The organism is Nocardia wallacei (genome assembly GCF_029868745.1).
In the GTDB taxonomy this organism is placed as follows: domain Bacteria; phylum Actinomycetota; class Actinomycetes; order Mycobacteriales; family Mycobacteriaceae; genus Nocardia; species Nocardia wallacei_B.
In genome coordinates this window covers 1-18,465 of record NZ_JARWOP010000379.1, presented here as the reverse complement: position 1 = coordinate 18,465, position 18,465 = coordinate 1, and the positions used below count along the sequence as shown (strand labels likewise).

The 18,465-nt window shown below is 68.2% G+C and carries 15 protein-coding genes and 1 pseudogene; 8 read left to right on the top strand and 8 right to left on the bottom strand.

Annotated features, from left to right (window positions below; genetic code table 11):
• Nucleotides 1–369 precede the first annotated feature (369 nt).
• On the top strand, nucleotides 370–2,541 hold the full coding sequence (uvrB, locus tag QH470_RS35900; RefSeq protein WP_280276848.1) for an excinuclease ABC subunit UvrB: 2,172 nt from the start codon (nucleotides 370–372) through the stop codon (nucleotides 2,539–2,541).
• 2 nt (nucleotides 2,542–2,543) lie between these two features.
• Here the strand turns inward: uvrB and QH470_RS35895 are convergent, their stop codons facing one another.
• Nucleotides 2,544–3,014 carry a VOC family protein gene (locus QH470_RS35895; protein WP_280276847.1) on the bottom strand — a complete coding sequence of 157 codons (471 nt, stop codon included), beginning with the start codon at nucleotides 3,012–3,014 and terminating at the stop codon, nucleotides 2,544–2,546.
• A 98-nt stretch (nucleotides 3,015–3,112) separates the two neighbouring features.
• Between QH470_RS35895 and QH470_RS35890 the strand changes: the two genes are divergently transcribed.
• From QH470_RS35890 to QH470_RS35880, 3 genes are all read left to right on the top strand, one after another.
• Nucleotides 3,113–3,985, top strand: coding sequence for an AraC family transcriptional regulator (locus tag QH470_RS35890; RefSeq protein WP_280276846.1), 873 nt, complete (start codon nucleotides 3,113–3,115; stop codon nucleotides 3,983–3,985).
• A gap of 73 nt (nucleotides 3,986–4,058) precedes the next feature.
• Nucleotides 4,059–4,475 (top strand): DoxX family protein, encoded by a 417-nt coding sequence (locus tag QH470_RS35885; RefSeq protein WP_280276845.1) that lies wholly within the window; start codon nucleotides 4,059–4,061, stop codon nucleotides 4,473–4,475.
• A gap of 428 nt (nucleotides 4,476–4,903) precedes the next feature.
• Complete coding sequence (locus QH470_RS35880) at nucleotides 4,904–5,356, top strand: universal stress protein (protein ID WP_280276844.1); 453 nt, start codon at nucleotides 4,904–4,906, stop codon at nucleotides 5,354–5,356.
• A gap of 55 nt (nucleotides 5,357–5,411) precedes the next feature.
• On the opposite strand, the gene QH470_RS35875 is transcribed toward QH470_RS35880, so the two are convergent.
• Together QH470_RS35875 and QH470_RS35870 are read right to left on the bottom strand one after the other, a co-directional pair.
• A complete protein-coding gene (locus QH470_RS35875; RefSeq protein WP_280276843.1) occupies nucleotides 5,412–7,718 on the bottom strand; it encodes a HelD family protein in 2,307 nt (768 codons plus the stop codon).
• A 140-nt stretch (nucleotides 7,719–7,858) separates the two neighbouring features.
• Nucleotides 7,859–9,199, bottom strand: coding sequence for a diguanylate cyclase domain-containing protein (locus QH470_RS35870; RefSeq protein ID WP_342213808.1), 1,341 nt, complete (start codon nucleotides 9,197–9,199; stop codon nucleotides 7,859–7,861).
• Nucleotides 9,200–9,410: 211 nt separating this feature from the next.
• Here QH470_RS35870 and QH470_RS35865 point away from each other — a divergent pair, with 211 nt between their 5' ends.
• Together QH470_RS35865 and uvrA are read left to right on the top strand one after the other, a co-directional pair.
• Entirely contained in the window at nucleotides 9,411–10,601 is a 1,191-nt protein-coding gene (locus tag QH470_RS35865) for a beta-ketoacyl synthase N-terminal-like domain-containing protein (protein ID WP_280276842.1), read from the top strand.
• Between the two features lie 276 nt (nucleotides 10,602–10,877).
• Nucleotides 10,878–13,862, top strand: a complete 2,985-nt coding sequence (uvrA, locus tag QH470_RS35860; RefSeq protein WP_280276841.1) for an excinuclease ABC subunit UvrA — start codon at nucleotides 10,878–10,880, stop codon at nucleotides 13,860–13,862.
• 148 nt (nucleotides 13,863–14,010) lie between these two features.
• Here uvrA and QH470_RS35855 read toward each other — a convergent pair whose 3' ends face one another.
• Entirely contained in the window at nucleotides 14,011–14,619 is a 609-nt protein-coding gene (locus QH470_RS35855) for a TetR/AcrR family transcriptional regulator (protein ID WP_280276840.1), read from the bottom strand.
• 81 nt (nucleotides 14,620–14,700) lie between these two features.
• Between QH470_RS35855 and QH470_RS35850 the strand changes: the two genes are divergently transcribed.
• Entirely contained in the window at nucleotides 14,701–15,162 is a 462-nt protein-coding gene (locus QH470_RS35850; protein WP_280276839.1) for a nitroreductase/quinone reductase family protein, read from the top strand.
• A gap of 48 nt (nucleotides 15,163–15,210) precedes the next feature.
• Here QH470_RS35850 and QH470_RS35845 read toward each other — a convergent pair whose 3' ends face one another.
• From QH470_RS35845 to QH470_RS35830, 4 genes and pseudogenes are all read right to left on the bottom strand, one after another.
• Nucleotides 15,211–16,524, bottom strand: a complete 1,314-nt coding sequence (locus QH470_RS35845) for a hypothetical protein (protein ID WP_280276838.1) — start codon at nucleotides 16,522–16,524, stop codon at nucleotides 15,211–15,213.
• Nucleotides 16,524–16,745, bottom strand: coding sequence for a hypothetical protein (locus tag QH470_RS35840; RefSeq protein ID WP_280276837.1), 222 nt, complete (start codon nucleotides 16,743–16,745; stop codon nucleotides 16,524–16,526). The genes QH470_RS35845 and QH470_RS35840 overlap by 1 nt, the downstream gene beginning before the upstream one ends.
• Before the next feature lie 93 nt (nucleotides 16,746–16,838).
• Nucleotides 16,839–17,480: pseudogene (locus tag QH470_RS35835) on the bottom strand (formylglycine-generating enzyme family protein).
• A gap of 43 nt (nucleotides 17,481–17,523) precedes the next feature.
• Nucleotides 17,524–17,868, bottom strand: a complete 345-nt coding sequence (locus QH470_RS35830; protein ID WP_280276836.1) for a DUF1844 domain-containing protein — start codon at nucleotides 17,866–17,868, stop codon at nucleotides 17,524–17,526.
• Nucleotides 17,869–18,206: 338 nt separating this feature from the next.
• On the opposite strand from QH470_RS35830, the gene QH470_RS35825 reads away from it, so the two are divergent.
• A partial coding sequence (locus QH470_RS35825; protein WP_425302841.1) for a translation initiation factor IF-3 occupies nucleotides 18,207–18,465 on the top strand: 259 nt, incomplete at its 3' end.

The following is an 18,465-nucleotide window of genomic DNA, read 5'->3' as shown; positions in this document are numbered from 1 at the left end:
TTGCGTGAATTGCTTGCCGTGTCGCTGTAATAGTCTGCGGGACAAACGTTCTCGCTTTCACGCAGTGTGCGCTGAGTCGATGTGACAGCCGCCCGGCGGTCACCGTGTGAGAGATCGTGAGGGACGGCCCGGCTCGGTAGCGCGGGTTGGGCGGCGTCGGGCTGCCGGTGCGTTGCGGGGTGGTAGCGGTCCGCTGGGCCGACGTCCCGCGGCATTGTCCGTCCCTTCGCTCGCCGGGCTGGTCCGGGGTGCGCTCCGTCACGTCCGATTCCGCGACCGGGGCAGCGTGTCGGCGTGTCGGTGGTGGCGTGGGCCACGGCGGCGTCGCGCGGGTGCTTGTTGTCGGTGCCTCGTCCTAGTCTGGTAACCATGGCTTTCGCAACCGAGGTCCCCGCCGAGGGCAATACACCGCTGGCGCATTCGGAGTTCCGGCCCATCGGTGAGATCGAGCGGGCCGACGGCCGGTTCCAGGTGGTCAGCGACTACCAGCCGGCGGGCGACCAGCCCGCCGCGATCGCCGAGCTGGAACGCCGGTTGGAGGCGGGGGAGCGCGACGTGGTCCTGCTCGGCGCCACCGGCACCGGCAAGTCGGCCACCGCGGCCTGGCTGATCGAGCGCGTGCAGCGCCCCACCCTGCTCATGGCGCCGAACAAGACGCTGGCCGCGCAGCTGGCCAACGAACTGCGCGAGATGCTCCCGAACAACGCCGTCGAGTACTTCGTCTCGTACTACGACTACTACCAACCCGAGGCGTACATCGCCCAGACCGACACCTATATCGAGAAGGACAGCTCGGTCAACGACGACGTCGAGCGCCTGCGGCACTCGGCCACCCAGAACCTGCTGTCCCGGCGCGACGTCGTGGTCGTGGCGTCGGTGTCGTGCATCTACGGCCTGGGCACGCCGCAGTCCTATCTGGACCGGTCCGTCCAGCTCGAGGTCGGCGGCGAGGTCGACCGGGACCGCCTGCTGCGGCTGCTGGTGGATATCCAGTACACCCGCAACGACATGGCGTTCACCCGTGGCTCGTTCCGGGTCCGCGGCGACACGGTCGAGATCATCCCCTCCTACGAGGAACTCGCCGTGCGCATCGAGTTCTTCGGCGACGAGATCGAGGCCCTCTACTACCTGCACCCGCTGACCGGCGACGTCGTGCGCCGCGTCGACCGGGTGCGCATCTTCCCGGCCACGCACTACGTCGCGGGCCCGGAGCGGATGGAACGCGCCGTGCGCGACATCGAGGCGGAGTTGGAGGGGCGCCTCGCCGATCTGGAACGGCAGGGCAAACTGCTCGAGGCGCAGCGCCTGCGCATGCGCACTCAGTACGACCTGGAAATGATCCGGCAGGTCGGGTTCTGCTCCGGTATCGAGAACTACTCGCGCCACATCGACGGCCGCCCGGCCGGTTCGTCCCCCGCGACGCTGCTCGACTACTTCCCCGACGATTTCCTGCTGATCATCGACGAGTCCCACGTGACCGTCCCGCAGATCGGTGGCATGTACGAGGGCGACATGTCGCGCAAGCGCAATCTGGTCGAGTACGGCTTCCGGCTGCCCTCGGCGGTCGACAACCGCCCGCTGACGTGGGAGGAATTCGCCGACCGCATCGGGCAGACGATCTACATGTCCGCGACGCCGGGCCCCTACGAACTGGGCCAGACCGGCGGCGAGTTCGTCGAACAGGTCATCCGCCCGACCGGCCTGGTGGACCCGCAGGTCGTGGTCAAACCCACCAAGGGGCAGATCGACGACCTGCTCGGCGAGATCCGCCAGCGCACCGAGCGCGACGAACGCGTCCTGGTCACCACGCTGACCAAGAAGATGGCCGAGGACCTGACCGACTACCTGCTCGGTCTCGGTGTCCGGGTCCGCTACCTGCACTCCGAGATCGACACCCTGCGCCGCGTCGAGTTGCTGCGGCAGCTGCGGCTCGGCGAGTACGACGTGCTGGTCGGCATCAACCTGCTGCGCGAGGGCCTGGACCTGCCGGAGGTGTCGCTGGTGGCGATCCTCGACGCCGACAAGGAGGGCTTCCTGCGCAGCTCCACCAGCCTCATCCAGACCATCGGCCGCGCGGCGCGCAACGTCTCCGGCGAGGTCCACATGTACGCCGACAAAATCACCGACTCCATGCGGCAGGCCATCGACGAGACCGAGCGCCGCCGCGCCAAACAAGTCGCCTACAACGAGGCGAACGGGATAGAGCCGACGGCACTGCGCAAGAAGATCGCCGACATCCTCGATCAGGTCTATCGCGAGGCCGACGAGACAGAGGTCGAGGTCGGCGGGTCCGGCCGCAACGCCAGCCGCGGCCGGCGCGCCCAGGGCGAACCTGGGCGCGCAGTCAGCGCGGGCGTCTACGAGGGCCGCGATATCGCCAACATGCCGCGCGCCGAACTCGCCGACCTGGTCAAGGAGATGACCGCGCAGATGATGAACGCGGCCCGCGAGCTGCAGTTCGAACTGGCCGGCCGGCTCCGCGACGAGATCGCCGACCTGAAGAAGGAGCTACGGGGCATGGACGCCGCCGGGCTGAAATGAGTTCAGTTCTGGGTCGCCATCCACTCGTTGACGCGGCGCTCGGCCTCCTCGCGCGGGACGTCCTCGACGCGGGTCATGCACACCCAGCGATGTCCGAACGGGTCGATGACGGCGCCGTAGCGGTCGCCGGTGACGAAGGTCTGCGGGTCGTCGACGCTGCGGGCGCCGTGCTCGCGGGCCCGCTTCGCCACCAGGTCCACGTCGTCGCAGTAGTGCACGATGCTGGTGTGCACCCACTCGCCGTTCGGGGGCCGCAGGCCGTGTTCCGGCACCGGCATGCCGACCTGGATCGTCGAGTCGCCGATCTTCAACTCGGCGTGCGCGGGCTGCCCGTCGGGCAGGTCGTTGCGGCTGAGCACCTCGGCGCCGAAGACAGCGGAGTAGAAGTCGAGGGCCTTGTTGCCGTCCGGGACGGCCAGGAAGCAGGTGATGGAGTGGTAGCCCTCGGGAACGGGATGCACGGTGTTCGTCATGACCACTACTTTCGCCGGTCGGGCCGCGCGGATCTTGTAAGAACGCGACAGCCCGGAGCGCGGTCGTGACGGGAACGGTAGATCGCTCGGAATCGCTTGTGCCGGAAGCTGTTCCGGTGCCGCCGCCGGAGGTCACCAAGGGCATCCTGCACCCGCGCGAGCAGGAGCGGCACCGCAGCCTGGTGCGGTTGCCGGCCGGGCCGCGGACGGCCACGTTCGCCGAGTGGTATTGGTCGGTGCGGTGGGATCTGCGCGGCCGCGCGCCGTATATGGCCGAGGTGCTGCCCTATCCGTGCGTCAACGTCACCTTCGAGCGCAGCCACAGCCGGTCCGGTGGCTGGGTCAACGGCGTCTGCACCACCAAGTTCACCCGCGAACTCGCCGACGTGGGGGAGACGTTCGCGCTGAAGTTCCGCGTCGGTGGCTTCGGCGCCTGCACCGGTGTCGACGTCGGCGCGCTGCGTGACACCGCGGTGGAACTCACCGAGGTGCTGCCCGCGGCCGCCGGTCTCACCGAGCGCGTCCTGTCCGCGCCGACCGACGAGCAACGCCGCGACCTGGTCGAGGATTTCTTCGCCGGCGCTGTGCGCCACGCCGGGGACGACGCGGCCTACCGCATGGTGCTGCGCATCGTCGCCGAGATGGAGTCCGACCGCGACCTGACCCGGGTCGAGCAGGTGACCGAGCGTTTCGACGTACCGATCCGTACCCTGCAGCGACTGTTCCGCCGGTATGTGGGCGCGGGCCCGAAATGGGTATTGCGCCGCTACCGTCTGCAGGACGGCGCGCAACTGCTGGCCGAGGGCCGCACCGCGGATCTGGCGTCGCTCGCGCTGGATCTGGGCTACTTCGACCAGCCGCACTTCTGCCGCGAATTCGCCAAGGAGGTCGGGATGGCGCCGCTGGAATACGCCCGCACCTCGTTGGTGTCGCAGCCGGGGCCGGGAATACCCGGCGAGCGAAGTAGTTGAATGCTGTATTACCAGCTCGGCAGGGACCTGCCGTGCGGCATGGCCGCCCTGCCGACGACCGGAGGAGTTGGCAATGAGCGTTCTGATACTGATCGGACGGATTCTCTTCGTCGTGTTGTTCCTGGCGTCCGCGGCCGGGCATCTCACCCAGGCCGAGGGGATGGCCGGGTACGCCCAGAGCAAGGGTGTCCCGGCGGCCAAACTCGCGGTGCTCGGCTCGGGCGTCGTGCAGTTGATCGGCGGGCTGAGTATCCTGCTCGGCATCTGGGCCGACCTGGGCGCGCTGCTGCTGTTGGTCTTCCTGGTGCCGACCGCGGTGCTGATGCATCCGTTCTGGAAGGAAACCGATCCCCAGGCCAAGCAGACCGAGATGATCCAATTCAACAAGGATCTGGCGCTCGCCGGTGCGGCGTTGATGTTGTTCGCCTTCTTCGCGCACGTATCGGATCTCGGATTGACCATCACCGGCCCGCTTTTCCATCTCGGCTGACCGCCGTACCGCTATTCGTGGCAATAGTCGGATTTCCGGGCGAACTACCAGCGCGGGCCGTCGCCGCGCAATTGTGAAACCTCACCAACCGTTCCCGACCTGCGCCGGGTCGGGAACGGCGGGGCCGGAGCCGGGACGGAGAATATGTGGTTGTGACGAAAATCCCAGGGGCACAAGACCGTTCGGTCCGTGTCGAGGATCATGCCGATTCGTAACCGATCCCGGAATCGACGCTGGTAGTGCGGGCCTTTTCCCGCGGCCGCCCGGCGAATGTGTGCCGCGGGTTACTCGGCGCGCGAGTGTGATGTGTTGCGATTTCGGATAATCCCGGCCTGACACCGGTTATTGTCTAGCGCAGTTGCCGCGCGGCGCCCGCACTCCCGGGCGAAACGCGCCGGCATCCGACCCGTTGCACGTTTGGAGGAGAGATGACCGCCTACCGGTCCATTGTCGTCGGTACCGATGGCTCGGACTCGTCGTATGTCGCCGTCGAGAAGGCCGCCGCGCTGGCCGGCGACGCGGGTGCCACCCTGTACGTCGCCTGCGCGTACTACCCGACCGATGACCGCGACGTCGCCGCCGCGGCCGACGTGCTCAAGGACGAGGCCTACCAGGTGCGCGGCTCCGCGCCCACCAACGAGATCCTGCGCGTCGCGCGGGACCGGGCCACAGCGGCCGGTGCCGCCAACATCGTCGAGAAGGCCATCGTCGGCGAGCCCGTCGAGGGCCTGCTGACGCTGGTGAAGGAGGTGGAGGCCGGCCTGCTGGTGGTGGGTAACCGCGGCCTCAACACCCTGACCGGGCGCCTGCTCGGCTCGGTGCCCTCGGACGTCGCCCGCAAGTCCCGCACCGACGTGCTCATCGTGCACACCGTGCGCTGAGCGTAGTAACCCGCGTGTGCCGCCCCGCCCGTCCGGGGGGGCGGCACAGGCGTTTTCAGGCCCTTTCGAGGCGGCTCAGCACGTCCGGAAGGTCCGCGGTGTGGACAACCGACAGGCGCTGGGTGGCGCGGGTGAGCGCGACGTAGAGGTCGTTGAGCCCGCGCGGCGACTCGTCCAGCACGGACTGCGGCTCGACCAGGATCACCGCGTCGAACTCCAGGCCCTTCGCCTCCGACACGGTCAGCACGCGCACCGAGTCGCCGGTCAGGTGGGCGTAGTCGGCCAGGCGATCGTGCGGGGTGAGCACCGCGGTGATGCCGGGTCGTTCGGCCTCCGTGGCGACCAGTTCGGCGACCCGGCCCACCGCGTCGTCCGCGTCCACCCGGAAAGCGTGTGGCGCGTAACCGGTTTCGCGCACCGACCGAGGCGCCGCGGCATCGGGATCGATCGCGGCCAGCACGTCGGCGGCGACCGCCATGATCTCGGCGGGGGTGCGGTAGTTGACGGTCAGCTCGGTCAGCTTCCACCGCTTGGCCACATACGGCTCCAGCATCCGCTGCCACGACGAGGCGCCCGCCGGATCGCCGGTCTGCGCGACATCGCCGACGACGGTGACCCAGCGATTCGGGATGCGCCGCATCACCATCCGCCACGCCATCTCCGACAACTCCTGCGCCTCGTCGACGATCACGTGCCCGTAGGTCCAGGTGCGGTCGCCCGCCGCGCGTTCGGCCGTGGTCTGCCGGGTGCCGACATTCTGGCGCTCGGCCAGCTGGCTCGCGTCGATGAGGTCGTAGGCCATCAGGATCTCCGGATCCATCTCGTCTTCGAGATCCTGTGGCGCCGAACCGGTCAGGATGTCGAGGGCGTCCTGGGCCTCGGCGAGCTGGGCCCGCCAGCGTCGACGAGCGCGCTCCCGTTCCTCGGCGTCGTCGACGCCCAGCAGTTCGGCCAGTTCGTCCAGCAGCGGGGCGTCGGCGGCGCTGAAACGGCCGTCGTCGGGCCGGTACAGCTCCTTGCGGTCCTCCGGCGACAGATCCGCGGCGGCGCGGGCCAGCCGGTCCGGGTCGGCCCACAGTCCGGCCAGCACCTCCTGTGGCGAGAGGATGGGCCATAGCCTGGCGATCTCGCGCTGGATGTCGGCGTCGGCGCGCATCTCGTCGCGGATCTCGGTCAAATCGGCCTGGCTCAACAGGTTCCGGCCGCCGGTCAGGTCCTGGCCGAGCACCTGGGCCAGCTGATCGGTGAGCGCGTCCACCACCGACGCCGCGAAGATGGGGCGGGCCAGGTTGTGCGGGCGCCGCGAGGAACGGGCGCGGCCGCGGGCCTTGGTGACGATCTTGCGGTCCAGGGTGAGGTCGTAGCCGTCGAAGCTCAGCCGGATCGGTTCCCGCGGGACCTGCTGCCAGTCCCGGACGCCCTTCTTGAGCACCTCGAGCATCTCCAGCGAGCCCTTCAACTCCCCGGCGCGCAGCGAATCATCCAGTGCCGCGCGCACTCCCGGGTACAGGTCGCCGATCGTGGACAGCAGCACCCCGGTCTCGCCCAGCGACGGCAGCACCTGGCCGATGTAGTCGAGGAAGGTGGTGTTCGGGCCGATGATCAGCACACCGGCCTTGTCCAGCTGCTGGCGATAGGTGTAGAGCAGGTAGGCCGCGCGGTGCAGTGCGACGGCCGTCTTGCCGGTCCCCGGCCCGCCCTGGACCACCAGCACGCTCTTGTGCTCGGAGCGGATGATGGCGTCCTGCTCGCTCTGGATGGTCTCGACGATGTCGCTCATATGCCCGGTGCGGGCGGCGTTGAGAGCGGCCAGCAGCGCGCTCTCGCTGCCGACGCCGGTCTCGTCGGACTCGACCGCCCCGGCCTGCCGCGCGGTCTCCAGGTCCAGGTACTCGTCGGTGATCGCGGTGACCTCGCGGTTGCGCGAGCGGATGTGGCGGCGGCGCGTCACGCCGTCCGGCTGTGCGGTGGTCGCCAGATAGAACGGGCGGGCCAGGGGTGCGCGCCAATCCAGCAGCAGCGTGGCGTAGTCGTCGTCCTCGTCGAGGATGCCGAGGCGGCCGATGTAGCGCTGTTCGGCGCCACCCTCGGCGTCCGCCAGGTCGATCCGGCCGAAACACAGGCCGTGCTCGGCGGCGTCGTACTTCGCCAGGTCCTCGCTGTAGAGCTGGGTGAACGATTCGCGTTCGCTGCGGGCCTGCGGGGTGCCGCCGGATTCCAGCAGTACCGTTTTCAGGCGGCGCTGAGCGTATTCGCGCATCGCGTCCAGGCGCTGGTACAGCAGGGCGAGATGGTGCTGTTCGCGGTCGAGTTCGGCTGCGCGGTCGGTTGCCGGGCGATCCTCGGTGAGGCGGTCGGGCAAGACGTCAACTCCTTGTCACCACGGTCGGCCGGGTGTGGCCGCGCAAAGGAAAACAGAGTTGTCGAGTTTAGTTCGGGTTCGGCGAGCGCGCCGTAATCGCAGGTGAGGTGTTCGGCACGCGCCCGGTCCGGGCCGGTGTCTCAGGAGGCGTGCGTGTTGTTCGGGCGCCGCCCGATCGTGTTGTTCTCGCGGCCGGTGGCCGGCTTCGCGCGGTACATCGCCACATCCGCGTCGTGGAGAACGGCTTCCGGGGTGCGGGTGTCGCCGGGGTGCAGCGGCGCCACGCCGATGGACGCGTCGACGTGGATGCGGTGCCCGCGCGCGATGATCGGCTCGGCCATGCTCTGGCGCAGCCGCGCCACCAGCGCGTCCAGATCGTCGGGCAGGGTGTGGCCGGACAGCAGCACCAGGAACTCGTCGCCGCCCAGCCGTCCGACCACGTCGTCGTGGCGCAGGCTGCGCTGCAGGCGCTGCGCCACGATCTGTAAGACCGTGTCGCCGATGGCGTGCCCGAGCGTGTCGTTGATGTTCTTGAAACCGTCGAGATCGATGAACAGCACGGTGGCCACCGGCAGGTCCTCGCTGGTGCCCAGCGCCGCCGCCAGCCGTGACAGCACCAGCGACCGGTTGGCCAGCCCGGTGAGCGGATCGTGCGTCGCCTGATACTCCAATTGCCTTCGGCTGGCCCGGAATTCGGTGACATCGTTGAACGACGACACTGCGGGCGAATCCGGGTCGGCGGGATTGAGCAGCCGGCTCGAACCCGACAGCCAGCGCCGCTGCCCGTCCGGGCGATCCACGCCGAACACGTAGCGGGTGATGGTCTCGCCGGTGGCGAGCGTGCGCGCGACCGGATGCCGGATCGGGGGCAGCGGCTGGGCGTTGGCGTCCAGCAGGGCCAGCGGGAGCGCGTCGATCCGGGTGCCCACCAGATCGTCGCCGTCGTGGCCGAAGATCCGTTTGGCGGCGGGATTGATCGATTCGATGCGCCCGTCGCGATCGATCACCACGACGCCCTCCTCCAGCTGGGAGACGACGGTGGTGAAGTGTTGTTCGGCGCGCCGCTGGGCCGCCTCGGCGCGTCGCTGCGCGGTCAGATCGTGGATGACGACCTGATACGCGAGATGGTCGTGCCACGCCGTCAGCACCGACACGGTCTCCACATCGACCGGTCGCCCGTCGCAGCGGATCAGGGTCATCTCCGCAGGCTCGGAGGCATCTCCGGTGGCCTCGAGGCGGCCGATACGCTCGAGCATTCCGGGGATCGATCGAGGGTCGACGAAGCGTGTGACCGGCTGTCCGACAACCTGATCGGTATCCTCGGCTTCAAGTAGCCGCACTATTGCTGGATTGGCAAATACGATGATGCCGCGCTCGTGGACCACCACCCCGTCCGGGCTGTGCTCGACCAGGGTGCGGTACCGCTGGGCAAGCTGTTCGGCATCGACCGGGTCGTCCCGGTCGCCACCCACCTCAACCACACGTACCCCCTGATCATCGAAGACTTGCGTCAATGGCACACGGGATCATTCTGTTGTCCGGCGTATATCAGATCACAGCAGAGACGGTATTGGATCTGTCACTGTCCGGGCACTTCGTCGGGTGCTGATTGGCGATCATTACAGCTACCGGTTTGCTCAGTGATGGCGGATTATTCGCTATCAGGTCCGCGACCGGTGAAGGAGCGATGCGATGTCGAGCACCACCACTCCGCGGCCCGCGGCACAACATCAAGATCATATGACGATCGCCGGTATCGGAGTCGTCAGTGGTTACGGCTGGGGGCGCGAGACACTCTGGCAGGGTCTGTTGAGTGGAAAACCCGCGGCCCGGCTGCATCCAGGGTACGGCCCCGACCGCGATGAGCGCGCGTGGGTTGCCCTACTACCCGACGGCGGCGACCCCGCCGTCAGCCCCAGCCGCTACGCGCGGGCCATGCACGAGTCGGCGCGCGAGGCGATCGCCGACGCGACGGAGCGGGGATGGCGCCGAGGGCGCACCGTGGGTTTGCTGCACGCGATCGTGCTCGGCGACGTCTACGACTGGCACGATTTCTACCTCGTCGACGACGGCCACCGACGGTCCCGCGATTACCTGCGATTATTACCCTCGACCCCGATCTCGGTACTGATGCAGGAGTACGGCTTCCACGGTCCGTCGATGAACGTGTCGGCGGCGTGCAGTTCGGCCAACGTCGCGCTGATCACCGCGAAGCTGTGGCTGGACCAGGGTTTCGCGGACGACGTGGTCTGCGTGACCACCGATCTGTCGGGCAGCCCCGACATGGTCGAACACTTCGTGCGGATGGGCGCTGCGGTGGCCGACGCCGACCCGCTGGACGCGTGCCGCCCGTTCCAGGAGGGCAGCCGGGGTTTCAGCTTCGGCGAGGCGTCGGTGGCGTTCGTGCTGACGCGGTCGGCGCAGCGGCCGTACGCGACCGTGCTGGGCGGCGCCATGACCAACGACGCGTACCACGTCGTGTCGGTCGAGCCGAGCCTGAGCCAGATCTTCGAATGTACCCGCCGCGCTTTGGATTTCGCGGGCGTCGACCCCGCCGACGTGGCATATTACAACGCCCACGGGCCAGGCACCCGCCAGTGTGACGTCGCCGAGACGACGCTGCTGCGCGAGGTGTTCGACGATGTCCCGCAGGTGTATTCGATCAAACCGTTGACCGGGCACTGCATGGGCGCCTCGGCCGGGGTGGAGCTGGCCGCCGCGGCCCTGGGCTACGAGCGCGGCATCGTCCCGGCGCCGCCCATCGTCGCCGCGCCGCACCCGCGGCTGCTCGACGGCCCGACGCCGTTCGAGGGCGGGCTCACCGTGAAGACCGCGCTCGGCATGGGCGGCCACAATTCGGTCCTCGTGCTCGGACCGGTCTGATCGACGCGGCGTCGCCCGGATGATGTCCGGCGTCTCGCACGGGCCGCCGGGCAGGGGGCACGTACTCTGGACGGGTGCGGTGCCCGGCAGGGTGCCAGGGGGCCTCGCGAGCCGACGCCGAGCGTCGCCGCGGCCCCGTCGCTCCCGTCGGTGACCGTCGAAATCCCTGGTCGGCGCCGCGATGCCCGCTCGGCGAGCGAACTTGTCGGTGGGTGTGCCTAGCATGACGGCGGGGGTACTTCTGGACGCCGAAACACGATGGAGAAGGGACGGCCTGTGGCGGATCGCCTGACGGTGCGCGGAGCGCGGGAGCACAACCTCAAGGGAGTGGACCTGGACCTGCCCCGCGACAGTCTCATCGTGTTCACCGGACTGTCCGGGTCCGGCAAGTCGAGCCTCGCCTTCGACACCATCTTCGCCGAGGGTCAGCGCCGCTACGTGGAGTCGCTGTCGGCCTACGCGCGGCAGTTCCTCGGCCAGATGGACAAGCCCGATGTCGACTTCATCGAGGGCCTCTCGCCGGCGGTCTCTATCGACCAGAAGTCCACCAACCGCAACCCGCGATCCACGGTGGGCACCATCACCGAGGTCTACGACTACCTGCGCCTGCTGTACGCGCGCGCCGGCACCCCGCACTGCCCGGTCTGCGGTGAGCTGATCGCCAAGCAGACGCCCCAGCAGATCGTCGACCAGGTGCTGGAGATGCCGGAGGGCACCCGGTTCCAGGTGCTCGCGCCGGTGGTCCGCACCCGCAAGGGCGAATTCGTCGACCTGTTCGATCAATTGAAGACACAGGGCTATTCGCGCGTGCGAGTGGACGGCGTGGTGCATCCGCTGACCGAACCGCCGAAGCTGAAGAAGCAGGAGAAGCACGACATCGAGGTGGTCATCGACCGCCTCACCGCCAAGCCCAGCGCCAAACAGCGCCTCACCGATTCCATCGAGACCGCGCTGCGCCTGGCCGACGGCATCGTGGTGCTCGATTTCGTCGACCGCGACGAGCACGCCCACGACCGCGAGCGCCGCTTCTCCGAGAAACTGGCCTGCCCCAACGGCCATCCGCTCGACATCGAGGATCTCGAGCCGCGCTCGTTCTCGTTCAACTCGCCCTACGGCGCCTGCCCCGACTGCACCGGCCTGGGCATCCGCAAGGAGGTCGACCCGGACCTGGTGGTGCCGGATCCCGACCTGAGTCTCGCCGCGGGCGCCATCGCCCCGTGGTCGCGCGGGCAGACGGCCGAATACTTCACCCGGCTGCTGTCGGGCCTGGCCGAGTCCATCGGCTTCTCCATGGACACGCCCTGGAATCGCTTGCCCGCCAAGGCCCGCAAGGCGGTGCTGGAGGGCAGCACCGACCAGGTGCACGTGTCCTACACCAACCGCTACGGCCGCAAGCGCTCCTACTACGCCGATTTCGAGGGCGTGATGCCGTTCCTGCAGCGGCGCATGGACAACACCGAGTCCGAGCAGATGAAGGAGCACTACGAGGGCTACATGCGCGACATCCCGTGCCCCGTGTGCCGGGGTGCGCGGCTGCGCCCGGAGATCCTCGCGGTCACGCTCAACTCCGGCGAGGGCCGTCGTTCCATCGCCGAGGTGTGTGACTTCTCGATCCGCGACTGCTCCAAGTTCCTGAACTCGCTGGAACTGGGGGAGCGGGAGGCGGCCATCGCCGGACAGGTGCTCAAGGAGATCCAGGCGCGGCTGGGCTTCCTGCTCGATGTCGGCCTGGAGTACCTGACGCTCTCGCGGGCGGCGGCCACGCTGTCCGGCGGCGAGGCGCAGCGCATCCGGCTGGCCACCCAGATCGGCTCGGGCCTGGTGGGCGTGCTGTACGTGCTGGACGAACCGTCGATCGGGCTGCACCAGCGCGACAACCGGCGGCTCATCGAAACCCTTTCGCGGCTACGCGATCTCGGCAACACGCTGATCGTGGTCGAACACGACGAGGACACCATCCACGCCTCCGACTGGGTGGTCGACATCGGCCCGATGGCCGGCGAGCACGGCGGGCAGGTGGTGTACAGCGGCCCGTACCCGGGCCTGCTCACCGACCGCAACTCGCTGACGGGCGCGTATCTCGCGGGGCGCGAGCGCATCGAGGTGCCGATGGTGCGGCGGCCGGTGAACAAGAAGAAGCAGCTCACCGTCGTCGGCGCCAACGAACACAATCTGCGCGGCATCGATGTGGATTTCCCGCTGGGCGTGCTGACGGCCGTCACGGGCGTGTCGGGTTCCGGCAAATCCACGCTGGTGAACGACATCCTGGCGACGGTGCTGGCGAACAAGCTCAACGGCGCCCGGCAGGTCCCCGGCCGCCACACCCGGATCAACGGCCTGGATCATCTGGACAAGCTGGTCCAGGTGGACCAGTCGCCGATCGGCCGCACGCCGCGCTCGAACCCGGCCACCTACACCGGCGTGTTCGACAAGATCCGCACCCTGTTCGCGGCGACCACCGAGGCGAAGGTGCGCGGCTATCAGCCGGGCCGGTTCTCGTTCAACGTCAAAGGCGGCCGCTGCGAGGCGTGTTCGGGCGACGGCACGCTGAAGATCGAGATGAACTTCCTGCCCGACGTCTACGTCCCGTGCGAGGTGTGCCACGGCGCCCGCTACAACCGGGAGACGCTGGAGGTGCACTACAAGGGCAAGACCATCGCCGAGGTGCTGGACATGCCCATCGAGGAGGCGGCCGAGTTCTTCGAGCCGGTCACCTCGATTCACCGCTACCTCAAGACCCTGGTCGATGTCGGTCTCGGGTACGTCCGGCTGGGGCAGAGCGCGCCGACGCTGTCCGGCGGTGAGGCGCAGCGCGTGAAGCTGTCCGCCGAGTTGCAGAAGCGTTCCACCGGCCGCACCGTCTACATCCTCGACGAGCCGACCACCGGCCTGCACTTCGAGGACATCCGCAAACTGCTGGGCGTCATCAACGGCCTGGTCGACAAAGGCAACACGGTCATCGTCATCGAGCACAACCTCGATGTCGTCAAGACCTCCGACTGGGTGATCGACATGGGCCCCGAGGGCGGCTCCGGCGGCGGCACCGTCATCGCCCAGGGCACCCCGGAAGACATTGCGGCCGTGCCGGAAAGCTACACCGGCCAGTTCCTCCGCACCGTCCTCTCCACCACCCCCGACGAGCCCGCCCCCACCAAGACCACCAAGAAGACCCCCGCCAAGAAATCCGCCCCCCGCAAACCAGCCGACGCCGACCCCAAACGCGCCGCCGCCGCCCGCCGCAAAGCCGCCGCCCTGCGCTGACCGGGCACCACAGCGCGTTGTATAAGCTCGTCCAACTCGACGCCCAACAAGAGCGAAAGGACTCACCCGTCGTATAAGCTGCATTATCGCTCACTAGCCCTCGCTGAAGTCAGCGTGGACGAGGGCGATACAGAACGTCTTACGCTGATTACCGGACGTTCCGCTCCGAGGAGGGGTGCACGGCGAGTGCGGGTTCAATCGCTCCGGTGAGAGCATTGAGGCAGATCTGGGTCAGTTCGGTACGCGAGATTGCTTGCGATTGAACCCATTCGACGCACACCGTGCGTACGAAAACCAGCCAGCCGTGTACGGCAACAGCAGCCACCGCCCGGGCGTGCCCTTCGAACTCGAGTTTATCCAGTAGGCGCTTGCCGACCGTGCTGAGTTCTTCGGCGATGATCGCTTGAATTACTGGATCTCCGGCCAGCACACCACGATTGACCGTTATTGCGTCGCGGGGGTTGTCGATGAAGTACTGGATGTGCGCGTCGAGCCCGGCCTGCAACTGCTCAGCGAGCGACCGCTCATCGTCGAGTGCGGTGCTTGCCAGCATGCGATCGCTGGCGCGCTGGAAGATCGCGGCATAGAAGTCGCGCTTGTTCGGGAAGTAGTGATACATCAGCCCGCGCGTGACGCCTGCACGATCGGCGATGTCTTCCATCAGCACATCCTCGTATGGCTTTTCGGCGAACAGCGCGGCCCCGATGTCGAGCAGTTGGTCCCGCCGCTGCTGTGGGTTCAATCGCCGTCCTGCCATCCCCGTACCGTACTTGACACATGTACAACAAGCCGTAGTCTCGCAGTTGTTGTACACACGTGAAATAACGAAGGTTCGGGCATGACCACCTCACCTGTCGCTCCTCCCACCGTTCCCAGCTATGTGAACTGGACCGTCAAACGACTACTGCGCTCACCACTGCACTCGGTAATGAGCAAGAACACGATGCTGTTGAACTTCACCGGCCGCAAGAGCGGGAACCGGTACGTCGCCGTCGTTCGCTACGTCCGCCAACACGATTCGGTCCTCTGCTACACCGACAGCAAGTGGTGGATCAACCTGCGTGGCGGAGCGCCCGTCGACGTGCTGATCGGCGGGCGAACCGTGCACGGGGTTGCCACCGCGGTCGAGGAGCCGGGACTCGTGGCCGAAAGCCTGTCGGAGTTCCTGCATGTGATGCCGGCCGACTCGAAGTATTACGGTGTTCGTCGCGATACCCACGGCGCACCCGTACCTGGCGATATCGTGGCGGCCTCCGAACGCACCAAACTGATTCGAATCAGCCTCGACTCCACGCCCTGAGCGGGCAAGCCCGCACGGGTACGTGCCGTTGCGGGGGTGCGGGGCGCGTCAGCCGCCGAAACCGCCTGCGGCGGCGCCGAATTCGGGGCCGCCGGAGCCGTGGCGGCGTAGCTGGCGGCGGCGGAAGAACACCTCTTCCACCGAGACCGAAGGCATGGCGGCGCGGAGCACGGCCAGGCGGGGATCGGCGGTGCGTTCGTCCAGGTGACGTTGCAGGCCGACGCGGCGTTCGTCCGGCAGGGCGGCCCACACCCCGCCGATGTGGGCTTGGACGTCGGCGTCGGAATCGGCGACCATGTCCAGCAGCGCCGTCCACACCCCCGCCTCGGTGGCCCGCGACGGCAACTGCGCCACCATGGCCGCCGACACCTCGGCCAGGAGCCGGGCGACGTCGCGGCGCAGGTCGATATCGCCGTGCGCGGTCAATTCGAACAGTCCCCGCCAGCTGCGCGGCCCGACCGGCCCGTCCAACGCGGCGACCAGGCCCGACAGCGTATCCCGCTCGGCCAGCGCCGGATTCGTCACCAGCCGGCCCAGTGCCGCCGAACTCAGCGAGGCGGTGAACGCCAGGAACTCGGCCGTGACACCCGTGCGCCGGGCATTGGTGAGGAGCGCGCCGAGCGACTCCGGCGACCCGATCCCGAACAGGATGTCGCCGACCGCGGCGATCACATCGGGATCGCACCGGGCGAACACCGACAGCGCCGCCGACTGCAGATCCGGCGACCCGGTCAGCACGGTGCGCACCATGCGCGGAATGCGCTGCGCCGGCCCGTCCAGCAACTGCCGCACGACGGCACTGACGCTCGCCGAGGAGTAGGCGAACGCCGCGGAGAAGATCAGTCCCTCGTCGTCGGGCACGCCCTGCTCGACCGCCCGGATCAACGACGGCGTGGCATAACCCAGAAACGGCCCGGCCGTGACGTAGTCGCGGCGGCGCAACATCTCGTTGACGACGGCGACGACCGGTCCGGGCGGCGCGTCGGAAGCCAGCAGGCCGACGGTAGCGGGATCCAGATACGGCGTGCAGTCGGTCGCATATTCCGTACCCAGCAGCGACATCGTCTCGACGGCCTTCTTCGGATGGTCGACACCGACCGCCCCCGCCGCGCGGCCGGTCATCGTCGGCGGCACGATCCGCTGCACCAGCGGCATCGAGATCGTCAGCGGAATGAACGGGACCAACTTGCTGATGCGGCGGAAGGTTTCGGCGTGTTCGTCGAAGATGACCGCCGCCATCCGCTGCTGCAGTTCGTGCAGATGGTCCGCGCCCAGCCGCTCGAGATGCGCCAGCCGGTGCGGCGACACGTGCAGAGTGCGCGCCAGCAGGATGATCTGGGCGCGGGTGACCAGTTCACTCATCAGTCGACGGCGTCTCCGAACATGATCCGTTTCGTCACCCCGCGCAGCGGCTTCGGCAGTGCGCCGACCATGCCGTCGATGGATTCCGCGAGCGCGGTGCGTTCCTGCTGCCGGGCAGAACGGAACAGCGTGAGCAGATCGGCGATCTCCCCGTCGGAGAGGAGATCCAAAGCCGCCGTCGGGCCACGCAATTCTCGCTCGAGGTCGTTTCTGGCGGACATCCGTCGAATCATATGGGCGGTCCCCGGTCGTGTGTGTGAAACGGGAGATTTTGTATTGACTTGAACCAGTGTGCCGTTCGCGTCCGGGCGGGATCAGACCGGCGAGCGCGCGACCCGGAATCCGATGTCGTCGATCCGGGCGGCGGGGTGGCTGCGGCGGCGGACCCCGGCCCGGCAGCTCCAGTGCTCGTCGAACCATCCGCCACCGCGCAGCACCCGGTACTCCCCGTAGACCTGCGGGTCGTAGGCGTCTCAGCACCAGTTCCACACATTGCCGAGCATGTCGTAGAGGCCCCAGGCGTTGGGGCGCTTGCCGCCGACCTCGTGCATCCGGCCGTCGGAATTGCCGCGGTACCAAGCGATGTCGTCGAGCGGGCCGTAGCGCGGGCCCGTGGTTCCGGCGCGGCACGCGTACTCCCATTCGGCCTCGGTCGGCAACCGGTAGCCGTCGGCGGTGCGATCCCATTCGACGGTCTCGCCGTCCACCCGATAGGCGGGCCCGGCACCGGACTGTCGCGACAGCGCATTGCAGAACTCGATCGCGTCCCACCACGACACGCTCTCCACCGGAAGCTCGTCGCCGTGGACCGCGCTCGGCCGGCGTCCGGTCACTTCGGCGAATCGCGACTGCGTGATCGGGAACGCTGCCAGCGTGAACCCGGCCACGTCGACGGACCACGTGCTTTGCGTGCGCCGATCCGACAGTCTCACCCGCCCGCTCGGCACGGAGATCATCTCGATCGCGCTCCCCGGCGCCGCGGCGGGCAGAACCACTCGCTCAGTACACCGGGCCGGTGTACTTCTCGCCCGGCCCCTTGCCCGGCTCGTCGGGGTGCGCCGAGGCCTCGCGGAACGCGCGCTGCAGCGACTGGAGTCCGTCGCGGATCGGCCCGGCGTGCGGGCCGAGATACTCCACCGACGCGCTGACCAGACCGGCGAGGGCGGTGATGACGCGACGGGCCTCGTCCAGGTCGAGGCGCGCGCTGGTGTCCGGGTCGTCGTCGGCCAGGCCGAGCTTCTCGGCGGCCGAACTCATCAGCATCACGGCCGCGCGACTGATCACCTCGACCGCGGGGATATCCGCCAGCTCCCGCACGGGCTCGTTCGACGACGCCTCACTCATGCCCGGTAGCATCGCATCCGAGACCGACGTGCCTGGTCGCGGGGGCGGCCGATTGGGAGTTGCGGGTCACCGGATGTTAAGCTGGCAGCCGACGACCGCCCCGGTCGTGTTATTGCAACAGGTTCGGGGCCATAAGTGGAGCCCGACTCCCACCGCCGGCCGGCGACACGCCAGGCACGACGGTCCGGTCGCCCATCGTTGCCGATGGGTTCCTCGCGCGGGGTTTCCCCAGCGTGGGGTCGATGCGAGATGTCTCGCGTCGGCGGCCGGTCGACATCGGGCCCCGTGGCGGTGAAATACCGCACCGGGGCTTTCGTGTTGGATATGGGGTTGCAGTTATAGCGCGCGGTCGTTGGACGACACCGCTTGACCTAGGAGGCCCCATCAGCACTGAGACCCGCATCAACGATCGCATCCGCGTGCCCGAAGTTCGGCTCATCGGACCCGGCGGCGAGCAGGTTGGGATCGTGCGTGTTGAAGATGCACTACGCGTCGCGCAGGAGGCAGATCTCGATCTGGTCGAGGGGGGGGCGGGGGCGCCCCCCCCCGGCGGGCAGAAAAATGAAGAAAGGGAAGAAAAAAAAAAAAACGCCGCCG

Coding starts and splice junctions, on each gene's coding strand:
- QH470_RS35885 (WP_280276845.1), top strand. CDS start 4,059: ATGAGCGTTCTGATACTGATCGGACGGATTCTCTTCGTCGTGTTGTTC.
- QH470_RS35855 (WP_280276840.1), bottom strand. CDS start 14,619: ATGGCAGGACGGCGATTGAACCCACAGCAGCGGCGGGACCAACTGCTC.
- QH470_RS35845 (WP_280276838.1), bottom strand. CDS start 16,524: ATGAGTGAACTGGTCACCCGCGCCCAGATCATCCTGCTGGCGCGCACT.
- QH470_RS35865 (WP_280276842.1), top strand. CDS start 9,411: ATGTCGAGCACCACCACTCCGCGGCCCGCGGCACAACATCAAGATCAT.
- QH470_RS35830 (WP_280276836.1), bottom strand. CDS start 17,868: ATGAGTGAGGCGTCGTCGAACGAGCCCGTGCGGGAGCTGGCGGATATC.
- QH470_RS35880 (WP_280276844.1), top strand. CDS start 4,904: ATGACCGCCTACCGGTCCATTGTCGTCGGTACCGATGGCTCGGACTCG.
- QH470_RS35895 (WP_280276847.1), bottom strand. CDS start 3,014: ATGACGAACACCGTGCATCCCGTTCCCGAGGGCTACCACTCCATCACC.
- uvrB (WP_280276848.1), top strand. CDS start 370: ATGGCTTTCGCAACCGAGGTCCCCGCCGAGGGCAATACACCGCTGGCG.
- QH470_RS35850 (WP_280276839.1), top strand. CDS start 14,701: ATGACCACCTCACCTGTCGCTCCTCCCACCGTTCCCAGCTATGTGAAC.
- QH470_RS35840 (WP_280276837.1), bottom strand. CDS start 16,745: ATGTCCGCCAGAAACGACCTCGAGCGAGAATTGCGTGGCCCGACGGCG.